This window comes from Lentzea sp. NPDC060358, from assembly GCF_042725365.1.
In the GTDB taxonomy this organism is placed as follows: Bacteria; Actinomycetota; Actinomycetes; order Mycobacteriales; family Pseudonocardiaceae; genus Lentzea.
Genome location: NZ_JBHXCW010000019.1, coordinates 42,253 through 60,614, shown reverse-complemented (window position 1 = coordinate 60,614; position 18,362 = coordinate 42,253). Strand labels below are relative to the sequence as shown.

The window sequence follows — 18,362 nt, the reverse complement described above, 5'->3', positions numbered from 1 at the left end:
GAGCTGGAACGCGCGTTCACGAGATCGCGCAACGCCGCCGAGTACGCGGCGGCGATCGGCTACTCGGCGCGCAGCCTCAACCGCATCTGCCTCGCGGCGACCGGGCGGACGGCGAAGGCGCTGATCGACGCCCGCGTGGCGCTGGAGGCGAAACGGCTGCTCGCGCACACCGACCTGTCGTCGGCGGCGATCGGGCACCGGCTGGGGTTCAGCGAGGCCACCAACTTCACGAAGTTCTTCCTGCGCGAGACGGGCACGTCACCCGGCGCGTTCCGCCAGTAGCTGGTCGAGGACGTGCCGGGCGATGCCGGCGAGGAACGGGTTGGTGTCGCGGTAGTAGGGCAGCGCGACCACCGCCATCTCCAGCGCCCAGCCCCGCGCGCGCAGCCAGGCGGCGTCGTCGAACTCGCGCAGCTCGCGCCGGAACAGCGCCCTGCCCCGCGCGTCCAGGAACAGCCACGCCGTCATGAGGTCGCCGGCCGGGTCGCCGACGCCCGCGGAGCCCCAGTCGATCACGCCGGTCAGCTCGCCTCCGGCGAACAGCAGGTTGCCCCGGTGCAGATCGGCGTGCAGCCACCGCGCGGGACCGTCCCAGCGCGGCGCGTCGAGCACCTCCCGCCACAACGCGAGCAGCCGCGGGTCGCCGCCGAGCTCCGCGATGCACGAGCGGACCCGCTCGTCGCTGTCGGAGTGGTCGAGCCGCCCGCGGTAGGTGGTCCACTCCCGGCCGCCGGTGCCGATCTCCTGCAACGCCAGGACGAACTCCGCGAGCCGGACCGGGGTGCTCGCGCCGGCCTCGCCGGGCGGCGCGATCTCGCCCGGCAGCCAGCGCACCACGGACCAGCGGTACGGGTAGCCCTCGGCCGGCTCGCCCAGCGCGAGCGGTTCCGGCACGGCGAGCGGGAGGTGCGGGGCGAGGCCTGGGATGACGCCGAAGTCGCGCTCGGCCTCGTTCGCGGCCCACCCGATGCGCGGCAGCCGGACCGCCAGCTCGTCGCCGAGGCGGTAGATCGCGTTGTTGGTGCCGCCGTGGCGCACGCGCGTGATCGGCAGGTTCCGCCAGTGCGGGAACTGCGAGCGGACCAGGGACTCCACGAGGGACACGTCCGTCGCGATTTCGCCCTGGTGCATTCAGCCACTCCTCCGCGGATCCGGTGTCGCCGCATGCAACACCGGGTCCTCGGACAGGAGCAACTCCTTTTCGAACGGCAGGCCCGCCGCCTCAGCCGGCGCGGCGGTCCGCCAGCCGCACCACGTTCGGCGAGCCCTCGACCCGCACCCGGCCGCTGGACGCCACCAGGTACCCCACGCCGCGCACGGTCTGGATCACGTCGGCCGCGGCGCCGAGCTTCTGCCGCACCCGCCGGACGTGCACGTCGACCGTGCGGGCTCCGCTGTAGTCGTCGTCGATGCCCCACACCGCCGACAGCAGCTCACGGCGGCGGTGGACGCGGTCGGGGTGCCGGCACAGGTGCAACAGCAGTTCGAACTCGAGCCGGGTCGTCTCGACGACCTCGTCGCGGACCAGGAGCTGCCGGGTGTGCGGCAGGATCCGGACTTCCGCCGCGGCGGGCTCGGGAGCCGCGGGCGACTGCACGAGACCGACGTCCTTCATGGCGGCCAGCAGCCGCAGCGCGGTCTCTTCGTTCTCGGTGTCGATGGTGATGCTGAACCGCATGTCCCGTCTCCCCGGTCAGGTCGTCCGCGCGATCGCGGAGGCGTCGGTGGTCCTTTGTGGACTCTTGGTGCCGGGACAGGGCATGGGAAGTCCTTGCTGCAGTGGGGAACCGGGGGCGAGCCGGACGAAGGCGGTTCGCCCCCGGTCGTCGTGACCGGCACCCACGGTAGGTACCGGCGAATCGGCCGGGCAAGGACGTCCACCTGCTGAACAACTGTCGGAGTCCGACATGCTCCCCCTGCGCCGCACCGGTGACGATCCTCCGGCGAGGCGGGAACATTCGCGCTTGCGGACCGCGGGCGATCGGTGCCACGATCTTCCGCATGCCGACTCGAAAGGGCGTGCGCGCCCTCGCGCCGTGAGCGCACCGGGCGGGCTCGTGGCCCGCTCTCCCGACCTGCTCCGCGACGACTGGTCCGCCCACGCGCTGAGCACGGAACCCGCCGACCGTCCCGCCGCCGAGGCCGCCGTGGCCCGGATCTACGCGGCCGTCGACAGGCCACCGCCGGAGTTCGTGTGGGTCCGCTCCCCCGCGGAGGCCACGACGGTGCTGCCCGCCGCGGAGACCTTCCGCTTCCCCGGTGACCCGCGGTCCGTCGAGGCGCGGATCGCCGGCCTGCTCGCAGAACTGCGCCGCCCGCTGTGGCGGCCCGCACGACGGCGGCCCGGCGAGTGGCGTCCCGGTGAAGGGGGCCTGTCCGGTGACGGGGGCCTGGCCGGGCACCGGCTGCGCCGCACCGTCCGCGACTGCCTCGTCCCCCTGGTGAACTCGACCATGCCGTGGTCGCCGGGCCTGGGCTGGTCAGGTCAGCACGACGCGGACTGGCTGGCCGGACTCGACGCCCGCGGCCGGTTGCGCGGCCCGCTCCTGGAGTCCTGGGCGGTGCTCGCGCGCTCGACCGGCTGGTGGTGGCCGAGAGAGGGCCGGTGCGTGCTGGCCGACCGGCCGACCGCCCTGCACCTGGACGCGGACTCGGTGCCGCACAACGACAACGGCCCCGCCGTCACGTTCGCGGACGGCAGCGGCGCCTGCGCGTGGCACGGCCGGAAGGTGCCGCGGTGGGCGGTGGAGGAACCGGACGTCGTGCGCATCCTGACCGAGCCCGACCACCAGGTGCGGCTGGCCGCCGCCGAACGCCTCGGCTGGGACGCCTACGTCGCACGGGCGGGGCCGCCCCTGCTCGGCACGGCGCCCGATCCCGGCAACCCCGGCTGCGCCCTGGAGCTCTACGACCTGTGGGGCAGCCTGAACCTGCTGATGGTCACCAACGGGTCCGTCGAGCGCGACGGCACCCGCCGCCGGTACGGCCTGCCCGTGGGCCGGTGGTACCGCGACCCGCTCGGCGCCGCGGCCGTCACCTACGGCCTCGAAGCCCGCCAGTACGCCCAACTCCTCCGACGCACCTGAGAAACCACACCATGAACCTCGCTGAACTCGTCGACCGCACCAGCGTCGACGCGCTCGACCACCTCGAGCGCGAAGCCACCGTCCCCGTCGTCGACGGCCTGCAGGCCCAGGGCGACCTGATCGTCATCCCGTTCTCCGCGCTCGGTTTCGTCCCGGAGGAGACCGCGGACCGGTGGGTGCCCCCGCGGGGCGTCCACCTCGTGGCCGGGCTCGGCGGCCGCAACCCGCACGTCCTCGTCGCCGATCCGGGCACCTGCCGGTGGTCGCCCGGCGGCGAGGTCGCCGTCGTCGAGAACTCCGCGCCCGTCTACCTGCTGCACCCCGAGCACGGCGGCACCGGCATCGCGCCGGGCCGGTGGCTGCTCCGCCGGCAGTCGACCGTCTGGGGCCTCGTCGCGGACTGAGCGACGTTTGCCTTGACGTGAACGTCAAGGTCTAGCGTTCGGTCCATGAGGATCGGCGAACTGGCCAGGCGAGCCGGCACCACCACCCGCGCGCTGCGCTTCTACGAGTCCGAGGGGCTCCTGCGGGCGCAGCGCGCGGCCAACGGCTACCGCGAGTACGGCGAGCACGACCTGCGGCTGGTGCGGGAGATCCAGTCGTTGCAGGCCGTTGGGCTCTCGCTGGAGGACACCCGGCCGTTCGTGGCGTGCCTGCGGGCGGGCCACTCCTCCGGCGACTCGTGCCCCGACTCGCGCGAGGTCTACCGGCGCAGGCTCGCCGAGGTGGACGCGTGCCTGGAGCGGCTCCAGACCGTCCGGGAGTTTCTGCTGGCCAGGCTCGCCTTCCAAGACCCGTGTCTCGTGCCCGACCCCGAGGAGTCCCCGTGCAGCTGACCGATGCCACCTTCGCCGAGAGCACCCGCACCGGGACGGTGCTCGTCGAGTTCTGGGCGCAGTGGTGCGGACCGTGCCACATGCTCTCGCCCGTGCTCGACGAGATCGACCGCGAGCGCGGCGACCTGACCGTCCTGAAGATCAACGCCGACGAGAACACCGCGACCGCCCGCGACTACCAGGTGATGTCGCTGCCGACGATGCTGCTGTTCCGCGACGGCGTGCCGATCCGGCAGATCGTGGGAGCGCGACCCAAGTCGCGGCTGCTGGCGGAGCTGGATGACGCGCTGAGCGCCTGAGCCGCCTAATCTTCAGCGCATGCTCGGTCTTGAACTGGTCGTGGTGCTGGGGGTCTGCATCCTGGCGAGCAGCGTCGCGTCGGGACGGTTGCGCGTCGCCGCGCCGGTGCTGCTCGTCGTCTGCGGCGCGGTGCTCGGCTTCGTCCCCGCCCTGGAGGCGGTCAGCCTGCCTCCCGAGGCGATGCTGCTGATCTTCCTGCCGGCGCTGCTGTACTGGGAGAGCCTCAACACCTCGCTGCGGGAGATCCGCAGCAACCTGCGCCCCATCGTGCTGCTCAGCACGCTGCTCGTCCTCGCCACCGCCGCGGCCGTCGCCGCCGTGGCGCACGCGCTGGGTCTCGACTGGGGCCCGGCGTGGGTGCTCGGCGCGGCACTGGCCCCGACCGACGCGACCGCCGTCTCGGCGATCGCGCGGGGCATGCCGCGCCGCACCACCACGATCCTGCGCGCCGAGTCGCTCATCAACGACGGCACGGCGCTCGTGATCTACGCGATCGCCGTCTCGATCACCATCGGCGAGGCCGAGTTCAGCACCGGCATGGTCGGCCTGCGGCTGCTGCTGTCCTACGCGGGCGGCGCCGTCGCGGGCCTGCTCGTCGCGTGGCTCGCCGTGCAGGTCCGCAAGCGCCTCGACAACCCGCTGCACGAGACGGTGGTCAGCATCCTGACCCCGTTCGCCGCGTTCCTGCTCGCCGAGACCGTCCACGGCTCCGGCGTGATCGCCGTGGTGACGTGCGGCCTGGCCCTGGCCCGCGTGGGCCCGCTCATCGTGCGCGCCGACACCCGCCAGGTGAGCTACGCGTTCTGGGGCATCGCGACGTTCCTGCTGAACGGTTCCCTGTTCGTCCTCATCGGACTCCAGGCCCACGCCGCGCTGCGGTCGCTGGACGGTTCGCAGACCCTGGCCACGTTCGGCGCGATCGGCCTGGTCGCCCTGACCGTGGCCGGCACCCGGCTGCTCTGGAGCTACACCACCCCGTACGTCATCAGGGCGATCGACCGCCGCCCCCAGCAACGCCTCCGCCGAGTCGGCGCCCGCCAGCGCCTGGTGACCTCGGCGGCGGGCTTCCGCGGCGCGGTGTCGCTGGCGGCCGCGCTGGCCGTGCCCGAGACCGTGGTGGGCGGCGGCCCGTTCCCGTTCCGCGAGGAGATCGTCCTCATCACCTCGGGCGTGGTCCTGGTGACCCTGATCGTCCAGTCGATCATGCTGCCGTCGATCATCCGCCTGTCCCGGCTGCCCGAGGACACCGCGCTGGAGAAGGAGCTCCACCTGGCCCAGTCGACGGCGTCGGAGGAGGCCTACGAGGCCCTGCCGTCGATCGCCGACCGGGTGGGCGTCTCCGACGTCGTCTACAAGCGGGTGCTGGCCGAGTACGAGCACCACCGGGAGGTCGTGCGCGGCAAGCAGGCGGGCGACGAGGAGATCGTGCAGTCCGAGGTCGAGTACGCGGCGCTGAAGCTGGAGCTGATCGCGCACAAGCGGGCGACCGTCGTGCGGCTGCGCGACGAGGAGGCGATCGACGACATCGTGCTGCGGACGATCCAGCGGAAGCTGGACGTGGAGGAAGTGCGGCTGGCGCGGCGCGAGGTGGATGAGGACTGAGCTACGGCTTGCGCAGCTTGACCGTGATTCGCCCGGATTGCGGCTGGTCCGGGAGCGCGGAACACAGTTGGCCAATTCCCGGGGCCCGGCTTCCTTCAGTCTCGCACCCGATCCTTTGCCGTTTCAAGCCGTCCTCTTCACCACGCGTCCCGTGGCCGAGCGGGTTCTTCCCCTCGGCCACGGGAACCGCCTGCCCGGTTCCGACGACATCTCGATCTGTCGGTTGTGCCGCCACCTCGCGTACCGCTGTTCTGCGGACTGGCAAGGGCATTCGCCGGGGCGCCACTGCCGTTCCACCAGGCGCGAGCAGGACCGATGCCCACGTGGGAACCGCCATCACCAGTGCGCCGACCACGAGTGCGTAGGCGGCTACGACCGGCGTCAGAGCGCTTGCGCCGAACGGCCACCACTTGTTGTCCGAGGCCGGCGCCAGGTAGCCGACCAGACCGGCAATCACAACAATGACCCCGGACACGTACACACCGGCTTTGACAAGAGTGAGCTCGGACGACACGAACACCCCGTTCCCGACAACCCCGCAAACCCGGGCCGAGAACGACTCTAGCCCGAAAAAACACCTCCGGGACAAACAATTCGATATTCCATTTCGCGCCGCAAAACAATGAAAAACCAACCAAGCCCTGACATAGAGTCGCACCCATGACGACTCCACGGGACCTGGTGCTGGGCGAGATCGCCGACCACCTCGCCTCCGCGACCCCGGGCCACCCGCTGCGCGTGGCGGTCGACGGCATCACGGCGTCCGGCAAGACGACGATGGCCCGTGAGCTCACCTCGGCCATCGCCGGCAGAGGCCGCCCGGCGACCCACCTGTCGATGGACGGCTTCCACCACCCCAGGGCGGTCAGGCACCGGCAGGGCCGGGACTCCGCGGACGGCTACTACGCCGACGCCTACGACTTCGCGTCGTTCCGCCGCCTGGTGCTCGACCCGCTCGGCCCCGGCGGGAGCCGCCTCTACCGCCGCCGGATCATCGACCTGCGCGCCGACGCCCCGGTCGACGAACCGCCCGCTCTGGCGCCGGACGACCTAGTGCTGGTCGTCGACGGCAGTTTCCTGCAGCGGGAGCTGGAGTGGGACGAGGTGGTCTTCGTCGACACGCCGTTCGAGGTGGCGCGCGACCGCGGCACGCGCAGGGACGCGGAGCTGCTCGGCGGGCCGGAGCGGGCCGGGCGGGCGTTCGACCTGCGCTACCACGCCGCGAGCCGGCGCTACCTCGACGAGGTCGGGCCGGCGGCGCGGGCGTCGGTCGTGGTGGACAACGCCGACGTGGCGAACCCCGTGCTCAGGCGGCTCGGCTCACTGGACCGACCAGTCCAGTAAGGATATCCTCGGCCCCATGCCGCGACCACGCCAGTTCGACGAGGAGCGCGTGCTCTCGGCCGTGCAGACCGCGTTCTGGGACAAGGGGTACGCGGGCACGTCGCTCGACGACCTCATGACGGCCAGCGGTCTCGGCAAGGGCAGCCTGTACGGGGCGTTCGGCGACAAGCAGCGGCTGTTCCTGCGGGTGCTGCGCGAGTACGACGAGGCCAACGACCGCATGCTGCGCGAGTGGCTGGACAAGGCCGACCGCGGCATCGACGTCGTCCGCGCCTTCGTGAGCGGGCCGTTCCGCGACCCGGGCGGCGAGCAGGCGCGCCGCGGGTGCCTGCTCGCGAACACCGCGATGGAGCTGTCCGCGAGCACCGCCGAGGTGGCCGCGGAGGCGCGCCGCAGCTACACCGCGACCTCCGCCGTGCTGGCCGACGCGATCAGGCGGGCGCAGCGCGAGGGCGACGCCGCCGCCCGCCTCGACCCGGAGGTCACGGCCCAGGCCGTGCTCGCCGGGCAGCTCGGGCTCGTCGTGCTCGGCCGGATCGGGCAGGACCCGGCCGCACTGGAGGTCATCGCCGAGGCACTGCTGACCGGACTGCTGCCCGCCGCCTGATCACCCCTGGTGACGCACGACACGACCCTAGTTCTTGACCAAGAGGTCCATATTCGGCAGATTATGGACCGTACGGTCAACAACTGACGGAGGACGGGTCATGAAGGTGCTGGACGGCAAGGTCGCGGTCGTGACCGGCGGCAACTCGGGCATCGGGCTGGCGATCGCGCGGGCCTTCCGCGCCGAGGGCGCGCGGGTGTTCGTGACCGGGCGGCGGCAGGCGCAGCTCGACGAGGTCGAGGCCGAGCTCGGGCCGGAGGTGACCGGGATCCGCGCCGACGTGGGCAGGCTCGACGAGCTCGACCGGCTCTACGCCGTGGTCGCCGAGCAGGCCGGCCGGATCGACGTGCTGGTGGCCAACGCGGGCATCGGGAGCGTCGCCCCGCTGGGCGAGATCACCGAGGAGCAGTTCGACGCCCTGTTCACCACGAACGTCAAGGGCTCGCTGTTCACCGTGCAGAAGGCGTTGCCGCTGCTCGCACCGGGCGCGTCGATCATCCTCACCGGGTCGACGGCGGCCCTGCGGCCCGAGCCGTTCATGCCCGCCTACGGCGCGACGAAGGCCGCGATCCGCAACCTCGTCCGCGGGTTCGCCCACGAGGCCGGCAAGCGCCGGTACCGGATCAACGTGCTCTCCCCCGGCGCCACCCGCACGCAGAAGCTGCTCGACCTGCTCCCGTCCGACGCGCTCGCGGGCGCCGACGCGACGATCCCGCTCGGCCGCCTGGCGGAGCCGGAGGAGATCGCGGCGGCGGCCGTGTTCCTCGCCTCGGACGCCTCCAGCTACGTCAACGGCTCCGACCTCGCGGTGGACGGCGGCTACGCCCAGGTCTGAGGTGGTCCGGGCTCAGCTGACCAGCGACAGCCCGCGGCGGACGGGTTCGACGGCCCGGACCTCGGCCGAGGGGATCTCGACCTCCTCGCCGCCGATCTCGCGGGTGATCCAGGCACCGGACTCGACCATGACCTTCAACGTCCGGGTGTCCATCGCGGTGATGCGGCCGTAGTACCACTCGTCGGTGGCGAGCGAGCCCATCCGGTCGCCGAGGCGCTTCTTGATCTCCAGGACGCGCTGGTACAGCGTGGAGACGAGCGCGGCGCGGTCGTACGGGCCCTGCAGGCCCTCGCGGATGCGGTCCTCGATGCCGCGCGGGGTGCCCTCGGAGTCGGGCATCAGCATGGTGGTCCAGGCGCGGGACTTCTCGCGGTACTGCAACTGCTGCATGATCCCCTCGTGCTGCGCGAAGTCGGCGGCGCGGAAAGCCTGGCCGCGCCAGCGCTTCTGCAGGTTCACCGCCAGCGACAGCGCGCTCTTCAGCCCGGTGTTGAGGCCGCGGCCGGGCCAGAAGTGCAGCGAGTTGGCCGCGTCGCCGAGCAGGAACCCGAACGTCGACGGCGCGAGCTGCGCGGTGAACTTCGACATCTGCTGCATGCCGAGCGTGAACGAGTTGATCGCGACCACGTCGGCCACGCCGACGCCGAAGAACCGCAGGCCGTCGAGGATCCGCGGCCACAGGAAGGACAGGCGGTCGACGGACGGCTTGAACACCGCGCGGTGCCGGTCGCAGACGAAGCGGCCGTTGTCGGGACGCATCGCGCAACCGAACTTGCCGATGCACGACACCGGCCCGCTCTCGCCGAGCGCCACGATCTCCGAGGCCTCCTCGGCGGTGAGGCGCATGTTGATGAAGCCGCCGCCGAGCGAGTTGAAGAGGAACCTGTTCTGCCCCACGGTCAGCGGCACGGTGTGCTCGTCGGGCACCTTGGCCGTGACGCGGATGCCGAGCACGCGCTCGTCGAGCGGCGAACCGTCCACGGAGAACAGTTCCCGGCTCGGCGTGCCGAAGTGGTCCTTCAGCGAGTCGCGGGTGGCGGACCGGGCGCCGTCGGCGATGGCGAGGACGTGCAGACCGTCCCAGCGCGCGGGCTTCTCGTAGGCGGCGGGCACGACCTCGATGCCGTAGACGTCCTGCGCCATGTCGAGCAGGCAGTCCTCGATCCAGCGGATCTTGATGTTGCGCGGGCGCCCCTTGGAGGCGGGCGAGTCCGGCCCCAGCGGCCACATCTCGGAGAACCTGCCGGGCGTGAACAGCCGCTGCTGCACCGCCTGCGGCAGCGCCGCCCACACGTTGGACTGCAGCGTCACGACCTGCTCGCGCCGGGTGTTGCCCTCGGCGGTGCCGCGCCACACGACGCGGTCGCCCTGGCGCGTCCACCGGCGGTCGTGCACGCGGATCGCGACCTGGTCCCCCAGCAACGACTTCAGCGTGCACGCGTAGGCGAGACCGACCGGCCCGCCGCCGGCGACGTCCACCCGCAGCTGCTCGCCCCGGCGCAACGGCACGATCTTGCTGCCCTGCTTGGGCAGCATCACCGTCGGGCCACAGCGGCCGATCAGCACCGTCTTCTCGTCAGCCATGACCCGTCCCCCTCGTTCCCGTTCGTTCGGCGGGTACACGTGGGGGAACGGGCGGCGGTTCAACGGTCCGCGAGGAAATTTTCCCAGGCGTCCGGCGAGAAGGTCAGCACACCGCCGGAGGGGTTCTTGGAGTCGCGGACGAGGGCATCACGAGACAGGGAGACCTCGACGCAGTTGTCGTCCTCGGTCGCGCCGCTGTAGCTGCTCTTACGCCATGCTCGTTCCTGCGTCATCGAGGTCCTCTCGCGATAGGCCGGCGTACTCGACCAGCTTGCTCCGAGAGTGTCCCTCATCCCAAGCGACCTCAGCCAAACGGTCGAACAGCAGCCGGGTCCGCGCGATCGCACCCGGGTCCTGCACGAACACCTTCGCCAGGTCGGTGGAGGTGAACGCGATCGGCATCGCCTTCTCGTACTCCCACAACACGCAGCTCGTCGCCACGAGCGGCGCATCGGCCGGCACGATGCGGATCCTGAACTGCCGGAAGAGCAGTCGCGCGTACTGGTCCGCCATCAGCCGGTCGTCGCCGGCCCGAGTCCTCAGCGCGTTCTCGTGCACGTAGAACAGGCAGTCCGGCCGGTCGTGCCGCCGCAGGATCGCCTGCCGGTCCATCCGCAACTGCACCACCGCCGGAATCCGCTCCTGCGCGACGTACCCGCCCATCCGGTACAGCCCCTCGGCGTACTCCGGAGTCTGCGCGAGGCCCGGCATCGCCTGCGTGTCGTAGCTCGTGATCGCTACCGCTGTCGACTCCGCCATCGCGAGCGTGCGCAGGTTGTCCGACACCTGCACGATGTACTCCTCGAACGCGTACCGGTAGCGCCGCTTGAAGTCCTCGAAGAAGTCGATGTCCTTGCCGCACATGGACAGGTACTGCACGAGGTCGATCTCGCTGGCGCGGTACTTGCCGGTCTCGATCGTCGAGAGCTTGCTCGGGTCCCAGCCGAGCCGCACGGACAGCGCGGCGCCCGTCAGTCCCGTGCAGGTCTCGCGCAGCCGGCGCAGCTCGTCGCCCAGGTCCCGGCTGTAGGCGGTGGAGGGGGTGGTCGTGGCCATCCCCCGACGCTAGGGCTTGCCGAAAAAGCAAAAGGTGCACAACCGGGTGAAATCCGGGCGCTCTGATCTTCAGCCGGCTCCCAGGAAACTCGCAGCCGGGCCACAGACTCGCGGACGACGATCCCGGTCCATGACTCGACGTCGCAGAGCCCTGGTGATCAACGGGCTGCTGGTGGTGGTGCTCCTCGGCGCCGGCGTGGCCGGCTACCTGGTGTTCTTCGGCTCGTCCGGCAACGCCCAGCCCACCGCGGCCCGCACGGCCGCCGCCGCCACCCGCGACGTCAGCGAGGTGGTCACGGCGTCCGGGACGGTGCAGAGCTCGTTCAGCGCCGCGGCGTCCTTCGGGGCGAGCGGCACGGTGACCGAGATCGACGTGAAGGTCGGCGACACCGTCACGAAGGGCCAGCCGCTCGCGCGGCTCGACCCGGCGCAGGCGCAGCTGCAGGTCGACATCGCGCAGGGCAACCTCGACGCGGCCCTCGCCAAGGGCACCGGCACCACGGCGCTGCTCACGGCCTACCGGCAGGCGCAGCTCGCGCTCCAGCAGGCGCAGGACACCCTGAGCGCCACCACGCTCACCGCTCCCGGCGACGGCACGATCACGTCGATCACCGGGTCGGTCGGCCAGAAGGTCGGGTCCGGCGGCACCTCCGCGAACACGGGTTCGTCGAGCACGACCACGACGGCGGCGTCCGGGTTCGTGGTTGTCACCGACCTGAAGAACCTGGTGCTGAAGGCCAACGTCTCGGAGTCCGACGTCAGCAAGCTCAAGGGCGACCAGGCCGCGACCGTCACGGTCAACGCGATGCAGTCCACGCCGATCCAGGCCAAGGTCGCGCAGGTCGACCTCACGCCCACGACGGCGAACAACGTCGTCCAGTACGGCGTGACGCTGGCGCTGACCCAGCCGCCGGAGGGGTTGCGGCCCGGCCAGTCCGCGAGCGTCGAGATCACCGTCGCCGCGGCCACCGGCGTGCTCGCCGTGCCCGCCGCGGCCGTGCAGACCGTCGGCGGCACGAGTTCCGTGCAGGTGCTCGAGAACGGCGCGGAGACGCGCAAGACCGTCGAGGTCGGGGTGCGCGGCGACCAGTACGTGGAGATCAGGTCCGGGCTGAGCGCCGGGCAGGAGGTCGTGCTGCCGCCGGTGACGACCTCGACGAACCAGAACCAGAACCGGCAGCAGGGCGGGACCTTCCCGGGCACCGGGGGCGGCCAGCGCAACAACGGCGGCGGGTTCACCGGGACCGGACGATGAGCCCTGTCATCGAGGTCCGCGACCTCCGCAAGACCTACGGGTCCGGCGACACCGCCGTGCACGCGCTGCGCGGACTCGACCTGACCGTCGCGAAGGGCGAGTACATCGCGATCATGGGCGCGTCGGGCTCCGGCAAGTCGACGCTGCTCAACATCCTCGGCTGCCTCGACGTGCCGTCGTCGGGCAAGTACCTGCTGGACGGCATCGACACGGGCGAGTTCGACGAGGAGCAGCTCTCGTTGCTGCGCAACAGGAAGATCGGTTTCGTCTTCCAGTCCTTCAACCTGGTGCCGCGCACTACGGCACTCGCCAACGTCGAACTCCCGCTGGTGTACGCGGGAGTTCGACGTGCACGGCGTCGCGAGCGCGCGCTGGCCGCGCTCGACCTCGTCGGTCTCGGGGACCGCACGCACCACCGGCCCAACGAGCTGTCGGGCGGCCAGCAGCAACGCGTCGCGATCGCGCGGGCGCTGGTCACCTCGCCCGCGATCGTGCTGGCGGACGAGCCGACGGGCAACCTCGACACCGACTCGAGCCGTGAGGTCATGGGCATCCTGGACCGGCTCAGCGCGAGCGGGCGCACCGTCGTGCTGATCACCCACGAGGACGAGGTCGCCGCCCACGCCATGCGGACCGTGCGCGTGGTGGACGGGAAGGTCGCGGGGGTGCTGGTGTGAGGTTCTTCGAGATCGCCGCCTTCGCCGTGCGCGGCCTGACGGCGAACAAGATGCGGTCGGGGCTCACCACGCTCGGCATCCTGATCGGGGTCGCGTCGGTGATCCTGCTGATCGCGGTGGGCAACGGCGCGTCGAGCGCGGTGCAGCAGAGCATCGCGGGGCTCGGCACGAACATCCTGACGATCAGCCCGCAGCGCGCCCAGCCCGGCACCACCACCAGGCCGCTGACCACGGCCGACGCGGCGGCGCTGACCGGTCCCGACTCCCCCGCCGTCAGGTACGCCTCCCCGGTGGTCTCCGCGCAGGCCACCGCCGGGTACGGCGACACCACGCACGACATCGGCCAGTTCATCGGGTCGGACCCGCACTACTTCGACACCACGAACAGCGCGGTCGCGCAGGGGAACCTGTTCTCCGACGACGACGTCCAGCAGGCGCGCAAGGTCGTGGTGATCGGCTCGACCGTCGCCGCCGCGCTCTTCCCCGGCACCGACCCGGTCGGGAAGTCCGTGCTGGTCAACAACATCCCGTTCACCGTCCTGGGGGTGCTGGCGGCCAAGGGGTCCAGCGGGCTGCAGGACGCCGACGACCTGGCGGTGGCGCCGCTGACGACGACGCAGAACGCGCTGACCGGCTACGGCGGCCTCACCCAGATCGTCGTGCAGGCGCGGTCCGCGGACGCGTTGCCGGACGCGCAGGCCCAGGTCACGACCGTCCTCGACGGCCGGCACAGGGTCACGGGCACCGCCGACTACCGCATCCTCAGCCAGGACCAGCTGCTCACCGCGCGGACCGCGACGACCGAGACGTTCACGGTGCTGCTCGCGTCGGTGGCGGCGATCTCGTTGCTGGTGGGCGGGATCGGCATCACGAACATCATGCTGGTGACCGTCACCGAGCGGATCCGCGAGATCGGCATCCGCAAGGCCGTCGGCGCGCCGCGGTCGTCGATCCTCGGCCAGTTCCTGATCGAGGCCACGCTGCTGAGCCTGTTCGGCGGGGCGCTGGGCGTCGCCGCCGGGATGATCGGCAGCCGCTTCACCATCGCCGGCATCCAGCCGGTGGTCGTGCCGTCGTCGGTGCTGCTCGCGTTCGCGGTGTCCGCGCTGATCGGCCTGTTCTTCGGCAGCTACCCGGCTTCCCGCGCGGCGAGGCTGCGCCCCATCGAAGCCCTCAGGCACGAATAGGAGTGCTGTGGTGTCCAATCCTCTCGACCAGCCGCTCGAGAACGACCTCCCCGCCGAACTGGCGGAGCGCAAGGCGGGTTTCGGCAGGACCACGATCGTCCTCGGGGTGGCGGTGCTCGCCGTCGTCGCGTTCGTCGGCGGGGTGGTCGTGCAGAGGTCCTTCGGTTCCACGCAGGCCCCGGCCCGCCAGAACGCGGCCGGGCGCCAGTTCCCCGGCGGCACCGGCACCCCTCCCTCGGGCGCGCAGCAGCGGCCCAACGGCGGGTTCGGCCGGGGCACCGCCGGCACGATCGACCACGTGGACGGCACGACCGTCTACGTGAAGACGCAGAACGGCCAGGTCGTGAAGGTGTCCACTTCGGACTCCACGAAGGTGGACATCACCTCCGAGGGCAAGCTGTCCGACCTGAAGGCGGGCCAGCAGGTCGTCGTGCAGGGCCAGGCCGGTTCCGACGGCACCGTGACCGGGCAGACCATCACGCAGCGCCCGGCCACGGGATGACCGGGCGGGGACGGCTGCTCGTCGTCGAGGACGAGCCGAGCATCCGCGAGCTGCTGTGCGCGAGCCTGCGGTTCGCGGGGTTCGCCGTGTCGAGTGCGGCGACCGGGTCCGAGGCGCTCGACGCGGCCCGCACCGGCGCCCCGGACCTGGTGCTGCTGGACGTGATGCTGCCCGACCGCGACGGGTTCGAGGTGGTGCGGCGGCTGCGGTCGGCGGGCGTGCGGGTGCCGGTGCTGTACCTGACGGCGCGCGACGGCGCGGACGACCGCGTCACCGGCCTGACGATCGGCGGCGACGGGTACATCACCAAGCCGTTCAGCCTGGAGGAGGTCATCGCCCGCGTGACCGCCGTGCTGCGCCGCACCCGGCCGGGCGAGGAGGAGCAGCTCACGTGCGGCGACCTGTCGCTGGACGTGGAGAGCCACGTCGTGCGGCGCGGGACGCGGGTCGTCGAGCTGTCGCCGACGGAGTTTCGGCTGCTGCACTGCCTGCTGCGCCACAGCGGGCGCGTGCTGTCGAAGGCGCAGATCCTCGACCAGGTGTGGTCGCACGACTTCGAGGGCGACGCCGCCGTGGTCGAGTCGTACATCTCCTACCTGCGGCGCAAGGTCGACACCGGTGAGCGGCGGCTGATCTGCACCGTCCGCGGGATCGGGTACATGATCCGCCCATGACGTTGCGCGTGCGGCTGGTGGTCGTGCTTGTGGCCCTCGCGGCCGCGGGCCTCGCCGGCACGTGGCTGATCGGGTCGAAGGTGATGGAGGACTACCTCCTGCACCAGCTCGACGCCCGGCTCGACCGCGCGGTGTCGCTGCCGCGCTCGCTGCCGTTGCGCGACAACATGGTGCTGCGCGACCGAAGCGGCGTCCTGGCGGGCACGCCGCTGCCGGGGCTGCCGCCGTTCGGGACGATGACCCCCGGCGAGCACGTGAGCATCGGCTCCTCGCGGGTCGTGATGCGCGAACTGGACGGCGACGAGCTGATCGCGGCACTCGACCGCTCCGACGTCGACCGCGCCGTGGACGACCTGCGGCTCGCGTTCCTGCTGATCGGCCTCGGCGCGCTGGTCCTCGTGGGCATGGCCGGTTACGCGCTGGTCCGCGCGTCCACGCGGGCGCTGGAGGAGGTCGAGCAGGTCGCCGGGGAGATCGCTGCTGGCGACCTGTCGCGCCGGGTGCCGGTGCGGCGGCCCGGTTCCGAGGTGGGCAGGCTGGCGTCGGCGCTGAACACGATGCTCGGCCAGATCGAGCAGTCGTTCGCGGCACGGGTGCGTTCGGAGGGCAGGCTGCGCCAGTTCGTAGCCGACGCCTCGCACGAGCTGCGCACCCCGCTGACGTCGATCCGCGGCTACGCCGAGCTGTACCGGCAGGGCGCGGCGACCGACGCCGCCGAGGTGCTGAAGCGCATCGAGGACCACGCGTCGCGGATGGGCCTGCTGGTCGACGACCTGCTCCAGCTGGCACGGCTGGACTCCGAGCAGCCGCTCACTCTGTCCACAGTGGACCTGGTCGTGCCGGTGAGCGACGCCGTCGTCGAGGCGCGGCTGCGCGATCCCGCCCGCGTCGTGTCGGTGGAGCTGCCGGCCGGACCGGTCGTGGTGCGGGCGGACGAGGCGCGGGTGCGGCGGGTGCTGACCAACCTGCTGGACAACGCGCTGATCCACACCCCGGCCGGGTCGCCGGTCGAGGTCCGGCTGCGGGAGGACGGGTTCTCGGTGGCGGACCACGGGCCCGGTCTCGCCGCGGACCAGGCCGCACGGGTCTTCGAGCGGTTCTACCGCGCCGATCCCGCCCGCGGGCCCGGCGGGACGGGGCTGGGCCTCGCGATCGTGGCGGCGCTCGTCGCGGCGCACGGGTGGCGGGTGGAGGTGGACACCGCGCCGGGCGAGGGCGCGGTGTTCCGGGTGCTGCTGGGGCCGTGACCGGGCCGGGCGACGCCGGCGCTTCAGGCAGCGCGGCGGGAAGTCGGTCCACCGCGCGGCCGGTTCCCGGGTGCGTCACCGTCGCGCGCGCCGGGCAGGACACCGCGCCACACCTCGATCCTCTCCACGGGTCCGTTCCACCTCCGGCTGGTCACTTCCGCGCCGCCCAGACGGTGCGTTCGGTGCGCAGCGCGAGGTCGTCGCGGCGCAGGGCCTCCTCCACCGCCGCGGGCTCGAGCCGGCGGCGCAGAACCGCGCGGGCGTAGCGTTCCACGGCCGGTGACCGTTCGACGTGGACGGTGACGGTCCGCTCACCCTCGACGGTGAAGCCCGCCCTGCGCAGCACCGGGCCCCAGTCCGCGCCGCGGTGCGGCACGCGCTCGTCGTGCTCGACCCGGCTCTCCGGGAAGAACCGCGGCATGCCGGCCATCTCCACGACCGCGAGCACGCCGCCGGGCGCGAGCGCGTCGTGCGCCTGGCGCAGGGTCCGGTCCGGGTCGGCCATGTGGTGCAGCGAGCCCGAGGCCCACAGCAGGTCGGGGGCGCCGAGGTCCGGCCACTCGGCGTCGAGGTCGGCCTGGACGGTGTGGACGGCGGCGCCCCGGGCGCAGGCCCGGTCGCGCAGGCGCCGCAGGTGCTCCACCGACGAGTCGACGGCGGTGACCCGCGCCTCGGGGAAGCGCGCCAGCAGGGCGAACGTGCCCGCGCCCGTGCCGGCGCCCAGGTCGACGACGTGGCGGGGATCGGCCGTGGGCAGCCAGTCGATGATGGCCGCGGTGTGCTCGGTGAGCAGCTCCGCGTCGAGGTCGAGGATCTCGGCCTGGTCCGCGTCGTGCCCGTGGCCGTGTTCGTGGCCGTGGCCGTGGCCGTGACCGTGGCCATGTCCGTGTTCGTTCATGCGGCGAACGTAGGTCCGTCGTGCGTCAGGTGCACGGTCACTTGCGCATTCGGCAAGACACCGGGCTCCGGTGCTGCCGCCCGCGCAAGATCAGCCGGTCTTGGCCGCTTTGCCGGCGTTGTGGCCGCGCCGCGCCTCCCGGTCGAAGATGCCGAGGATCTCGCACGGCCCGCCCGCCGTGCCGATCGCGTGCGGCAGCATCGTCGGGAACTCCGCCGCCTGGTTCGTCTCCACCCGCAGCCGCCGGTTGCCCAGCAGCAGGACGGCCGTCCCCGACAGCACCACCAGCCACTCGCGGCCGGAGTGCGCGCGCAGCGCCGCGGGGTTGTCCGGCGGCGGGGTCGTCATCCGCTGGCGCATGACCGTCATGCCGGGCTCGGCCCTGATCGGCCAGCGCAGGACGGCGTGACCGCTGTCGATCATCGGGCTGACGACCACGTCGTCGGTGTCGGTCTCGACGAGCTGGTCGAGCGTGGTGTCCAGGGCTCGCGCCAGGGTGACGAGCTGGTCCAGCGCCAGCCGCCGCTGACCGTTCTCGATGCGGCTGAGCGACGACGGGCTCAGCCGCGCACGGGTCGCGAGCTCGTCCAGCGACCAGCCCTGCGCCACCCGCAGCGCGCGGATCCGCTTGCGCACGAGGCCGTCCAGATCGCCGTTTTCTTGCGTCATGCG

The 18,362-nt window shown here is 72.1% G+C and carries 23 protein-coding genes; 15 read left to right on the top strand and 8 right to left on the bottom strand.

Features of this window, described 5'->3' with window-relative positions; genetic code table 11:
* On the top strand, window positions 1-282 hold a 282-nt coding region (locus tag ACFWGZ_RS06685; protein WP_382450481.1), incomplete at its 5' end, for a helix-turn-helix transcriptional regulator.
* On the opposite strand, the gene ACFWGZ_RS06680 is transcribed toward ACFWGZ_RS06685, so the two are convergent.
* Window positions 259-1,131, bottom strand: coding sequence for an aminoglycoside phosphotransferase family protein (locus ACFWGZ_RS06680; RefSeq protein WP_382450480.1), 873 nt, complete (start codon window positions 1,129-1,131; stop codon window positions 259-261). The two genes, ACFWGZ_RS06685 and ACFWGZ_RS06680, sit on opposite strands and share 24 nt — an antisense overlap.
* 91 nt (window positions 1,132-1,222) lie before the next feature.
* Window positions 1,223-1,678 carry a winged helix-turn-helix domain-containing protein gene (locus ACFWGZ_RS06675; RefSeq protein WP_382450479.1) on the bottom strand — a complete coding sequence of 152 codons (456 nt, stop codon included), beginning with the start codon at window positions 1,676-1,678 and terminating at the stop codon, window positions 1,223-1,225.
* Between the two features lie 358 nt (window positions 1,679-2,036).
* Here ACFWGZ_RS06675 and ACFWGZ_RS06670 point away from each other — a divergent pair, with 358 nt between their 5' ends.
* From ACFWGZ_RS06670 to ACFWGZ_RS06650, 5 genes are read left to right on the top strand one after another with little or no spacing between them, the layout of a single operon-like run.
* Window positions 2,037-3,086: a DUF6745 domain-containing protein gene (locus tag ACFWGZ_RS06670; RefSeq protein WP_382450478.1), complete on the top strand. Its 1,050-nt coding sequence runs from the start codon at window positions 2,037-2,039 to the stop codon at window positions 3,084-3,086.
* 11 nt (window positions 3,087-3,097) lie between these two features.
* Window positions 3,098-3,490 (top strand): hypothetical protein, encoded by a 393-nt coding sequence (locus tag ACFWGZ_RS06665; RefSeq protein WP_382450477.1) that lies wholly within the window; start codon window positions 3,098-3,100, stop codon window positions 3,488-3,490.
* 45 nt (window positions 3,491-3,535) lie between these two features.
* Window positions 3,536-3,922, top strand: coding sequence for a MerR family transcriptional regulator (locus ACFWGZ_RS06660; RefSeq protein WP_382450476.1), 387 nt, complete (start codon window positions 3,536-3,538; stop codon window positions 3,920-3,922).
* Entirely contained in the window at window positions 3,913-4,221 is a 309-nt protein-coding gene (gene trxA, locus ACFWGZ_RS06655) for a thioredoxin (RefSeq protein ID WP_382450475.1), read from the top strand. The genes ACFWGZ_RS06660 and trxA overlap by 10 nt, the downstream gene beginning before the upstream one ends.
* A gap of 19 nt (window positions 4,222-4,240) precedes the next feature.
* Complete coding sequence (locus tag ACFWGZ_RS06650) at window positions 4,241-5,824, top strand: Na+/H+ antiporter (RefSeq protein WP_382450474.1); 1,584 nt, start codon at window positions 4,241-4,243, stop codon at window positions 5,822-5,824.
* A gap of 1 nt (window position 5,825) precedes the next feature.
* On the opposite strand, the gene ACFWGZ_RS06645 is transcribed toward ACFWGZ_RS06650, so the two are convergent.
* Window positions 5,826-6,338, bottom strand: a complete 513-nt coding sequence (locus ACFWGZ_RS06645; protein ID WP_382450473.1) for a hypothetical protein — start codon at window positions 6,336-6,338, stop codon at window positions 5,826-5,828.
* Window positions 6,339-6,484: 146 nt separating this feature from the next.
* On the opposite strand from ACFWGZ_RS06645, the gene ACFWGZ_RS06640 reads away from it, so the two are divergent.
* From ACFWGZ_RS06640 to ACFWGZ_RS06630, 3 genes are all read left to right on the top strand, one after another.
* Entirely contained in the window at window positions 6,485-7,168 is a 684-nt protein-coding gene (locus ACFWGZ_RS06640) for a uridine kinase (RefSeq protein WP_382450472.1), read from the top strand.
* Window positions 7,169-7,184: 16 nt separating this feature from the next.
* A complete protein-coding gene (locus ACFWGZ_RS06635) occupies window positions 7,185-7,775 on the top strand; it encodes a TetR/AcrR family transcriptional regulator (RefSeq protein ID WP_382450471.1) in 591 nt (196 codons plus the stop codon).
* 100 nt (window positions 7,776-7,875) lie between these two features.
* Entirely contained in the window at window positions 7,876-8,610 is a 735-nt protein-coding gene (locus ACFWGZ_RS06630) for an SDR family NAD(P)-dependent oxidoreductase (RefSeq protein ID WP_382450470.1), read from the top strand.
* 12 nt (window positions 8,611-8,622) lie between these two features.
* Here ACFWGZ_RS06630 and ACFWGZ_RS06625 read toward each other — a convergent pair whose 3' ends face one another.
* Genes ACFWGZ_RS06625 through ACFWGZ_RS06615 form a run of 3 tightly spaced genes read right to left on the bottom strand, consistent with a single transcriptional unit; the run spans window position 8,623 to window position 11,250 of the window.
* A complete protein-coding gene (locus ACFWGZ_RS06625) occupies window positions 8,623-10,194 on the bottom strand; it encodes a hypothetical protein (RefSeq protein WP_382450469.1) in 1,572 nt (523 codons plus the stop codon).
* 59 nt (window positions 10,195-10,253) lie between these two features.
* Window positions 10,254-10,427, bottom strand: coding sequence for a DUF397 domain-containing protein (locus ACFWGZ_RS06620; RefSeq protein ID WP_382450468.1), 174 nt, complete (start codon window positions 10,425-10,427; stop codon window positions 10,254-10,256).
* Complete coding sequence (locus ACFWGZ_RS06615) at window positions 10,402-11,250, bottom strand: helix-turn-helix domain-containing protein (protein WP_382450467.1); 849 nt, start codon at window positions 11,248-11,250, stop codon at window positions 10,402-10,404. The genes ACFWGZ_RS06620 and ACFWGZ_RS06615 overlap by 26 nt, the downstream gene beginning before the upstream one ends.
* A gap of 130 nt (window positions 11,251-11,380) precedes the next feature.
* Between ACFWGZ_RS06615 and ACFWGZ_RS06610 the strand changes: the two genes are divergently transcribed.
* Genes ACFWGZ_RS06610 through ACFWGZ_RS06585 form a run of 6 tightly spaced genes read left to right on the top strand, consistent with a single transcriptional unit; the run spans window position 11,381 to window position 16,792 of the window.
* On the top strand, window positions 11,381-12,505 hold the full coding sequence (locus ACFWGZ_RS06610; RefSeq protein WP_382450466.1) for an efflux RND transporter periplasmic adaptor subunit: 1,125 nt from the start codon (window positions 11,381-11,383) through the stop codon (window positions 12,503-12,505).
* The gene (locus ACFWGZ_RS06605; RefSeq protein WP_382450465.1) at window positions 12,502-13,182 is read left to right on the top strand and encodes an ABC transporter ATP-binding protein; all 681 of its coding nucleotides are present in this window, start codon (window positions 12,502-12,504) and stop codon (window positions 13,180-13,182) included. The genes ACFWGZ_RS06610 and ACFWGZ_RS06605 overlap by 4 nt, the downstream gene beginning before the upstream one ends.
* Window positions 13,179-14,369: an ABC transporter permease gene (locus tag ACFWGZ_RS06600; protein ID WP_382450464.1), complete on the top strand. Its 1,191-nt coding sequence runs from the start codon at window positions 13,179-13,181 to the stop codon at window positions 14,367-14,369. Before ACFWGZ_RS06605 ends, ACFWGZ_RS06600 begins: the two co-directional genes overlap by 4 nt.
* Before the next feature lie 10 nt (window positions 14,370-14,379).
* Window positions 14,380-14,871 (top strand): hypothetical protein, encoded by a 492-nt coding sequence (locus ACFWGZ_RS06595; protein WP_382450463.1) that lies wholly within the window; start codon window positions 14,380-14,382, stop codon window positions 14,869-14,871.
* The gene (locus ACFWGZ_RS06590; protein ID WP_382450462.1) at window positions 14,868-15,545 is read left to right on the top strand and encodes a response regulator transcription factor; all 678 of its coding nucleotides are present in this window, start codon (window positions 14,868-14,870) and stop codon (window positions 15,543-15,545) included. The genes ACFWGZ_RS06595 and ACFWGZ_RS06590 overlap by 4 nt, the downstream gene beginning before the upstream one ends.
* Window positions 15,542-16,792, top strand: coding sequence for a sensor histidine kinase (locus ACFWGZ_RS06585; protein WP_382450461.1), 1,251 nt, complete (start codon window positions 15,542-15,544; stop codon window positions 16,790-16,792). Before ACFWGZ_RS06590 ends, ACFWGZ_RS06585 begins: the two co-directional genes overlap by 4 nt.
* 151 nt (window positions 16,793-16,943) lie before the next feature.
* On the opposite strand, the gene ACFWGZ_RS06580 is transcribed toward ACFWGZ_RS06585, so the two are convergent.
* Both ACFWGZ_RS06580 and ACFWGZ_RS06575 read right to left on the bottom strand, forming a co-directional pair.
* Window positions 16,944-17,690 (bottom strand): class I SAM-dependent methyltransferase, encoded by a 747-nt coding sequence (locus tag ACFWGZ_RS06580; RefSeq protein WP_382450460.1) that lies wholly within the window; start codon window positions 17,688-17,690, stop codon window positions 16,944-16,946.
* Between the two features lie 90 nt (window positions 17,691-17,780).
* On the bottom strand, window positions 17,781-18,359 hold the full coding sequence (locus ACFWGZ_RS06575; protein WP_382450459.1) for a helix-turn-helix domain-containing protein: 579 nt from the start codon (window positions 18,357-18,359) through the stop codon (window positions 17,781-17,783).
* Window positions 18,360-18,362: the final 3 nt, after the last annotated feature.

Excerpts from the sequence above, each read along its gene's own strand:
- ACFWGZ_RS06680 (WP_382450480.1), bottom strand. The coding sequence starts at position 1,131 with ATGCACCAGGGCGAAATCGCGACGGACGTGTCCCTCGTGGAGTCCCTG.
- ACFWGZ_RS06675 (WP_382450479.1), bottom strand. The coding sequence starts at position 1,678 with ATGCGGTTCAGCATCACCATCGACACCGAGAACGAAGAGACCGCGCTG.
- ACFWGZ_RS06665 (WP_382450477.1), top strand. The coding sequence starts at position 3,098 with ATGAACCTCGCTGAACTCGTCGACCGCACCAGCGTCGACGCGCTCGAC.
- ACFWGZ_RS06660 (WP_382450476.1), top strand. The coding sequence starts at position 3,536 with ATGAGGATCGGCGAACTGGCCAGGCGAGCCGGCACCACCACCCGCGCG.
- ACFWGZ_RS06650 (WP_382450474.1), top strand. The coding sequence starts at position 4,241 with ATGCTCGGTCTTGAACTGGTCGTGGTGCTGGGGGTCTGCATCCTGGCG.
- ACFWGZ_RS06640 (WP_382450472.1), top strand. The coding sequence starts at position 6,485 with ATGACGACTCCACGGGACCTGGTGCTGGGCGAGATCGCCGACCACCTC.
- ACFWGZ_RS06635 (WP_382450471.1), top strand. The coding sequence starts at position 7,185 with ATGCCGCGACCACGCCAGTTCGACGAGGAGCGCGTGCTCTCGGCCGTG.
- ACFWGZ_RS06630 (WP_382450470.1), top strand. The coding sequence starts at position 7,876 with ATGAAGGTGCTGGACGGCAAGGTCGCGGTCGTGACCGGCGGCAACTCG.
- ACFWGZ_RS06625 (WP_382450469.1), bottom strand. The coding sequence starts at position 10,194 with ATGGCTGACGAGAAGACGGTGCTGATCGGCCGCTGTGGCCCGACGGTG.
- ACFWGZ_RS06620 (WP_382450468.1), bottom strand. The coding sequence starts at position 10,427 with ATGACGCAGGAACGAGCATGGCGTAAGAGCAGCTACAGCGGCGCGACC.
- ACFWGZ_RS06615 (WP_382450467.1), bottom strand. The coding sequence starts at position 11,250 with ATGGCCACGACCACCCCCTCCACCGCCTACAGCCGGGACCTGGGCGAC.
- ACFWGZ_RS06610 (WP_382450466.1), top strand. The coding sequence starts at position 11,381 with ATGACTCGACGTCGCAGAGCCCTGGTGATCAACGGGCTGCTGGTGGTG.
- ACFWGZ_RS06605 (WP_382450465.1), top strand. The coding sequence starts at position 12,502 with ATGAGCCCTGTCATCGAGGTCCGCGACCTCCGCAAGACCTACGGGTCC.
- ACFWGZ_RS06590 (WP_382450462.1), top strand. The coding sequence starts at position 14,868 with ATGACCGGGCGGGGACGGCTGCTCGTCGTCGAGGACGAGCCGAGCATC.
- ACFWGZ_RS06585 (WP_382450461.1), top strand. The coding sequence starts at position 15,542 with ATGACGTTGCGCGTGCGGCTGGTGGTCGTGCTTGTGGCCCTCGCGGCC.
- ACFWGZ_RS06580 (WP_382450460.1), bottom strand. The coding sequence starts at position 17,690 with ATGAACGAACACGGACATGGCCACGGTCACGGCCACGGCCACGGCCAC.
- ACFWGZ_RS06575 (WP_382450459.1), bottom strand. The coding sequence starts at position 18,359 with ATGACGCAAGAAAACGGCGATCTGGACGGCCTCGTGCGCAAGCGGATC.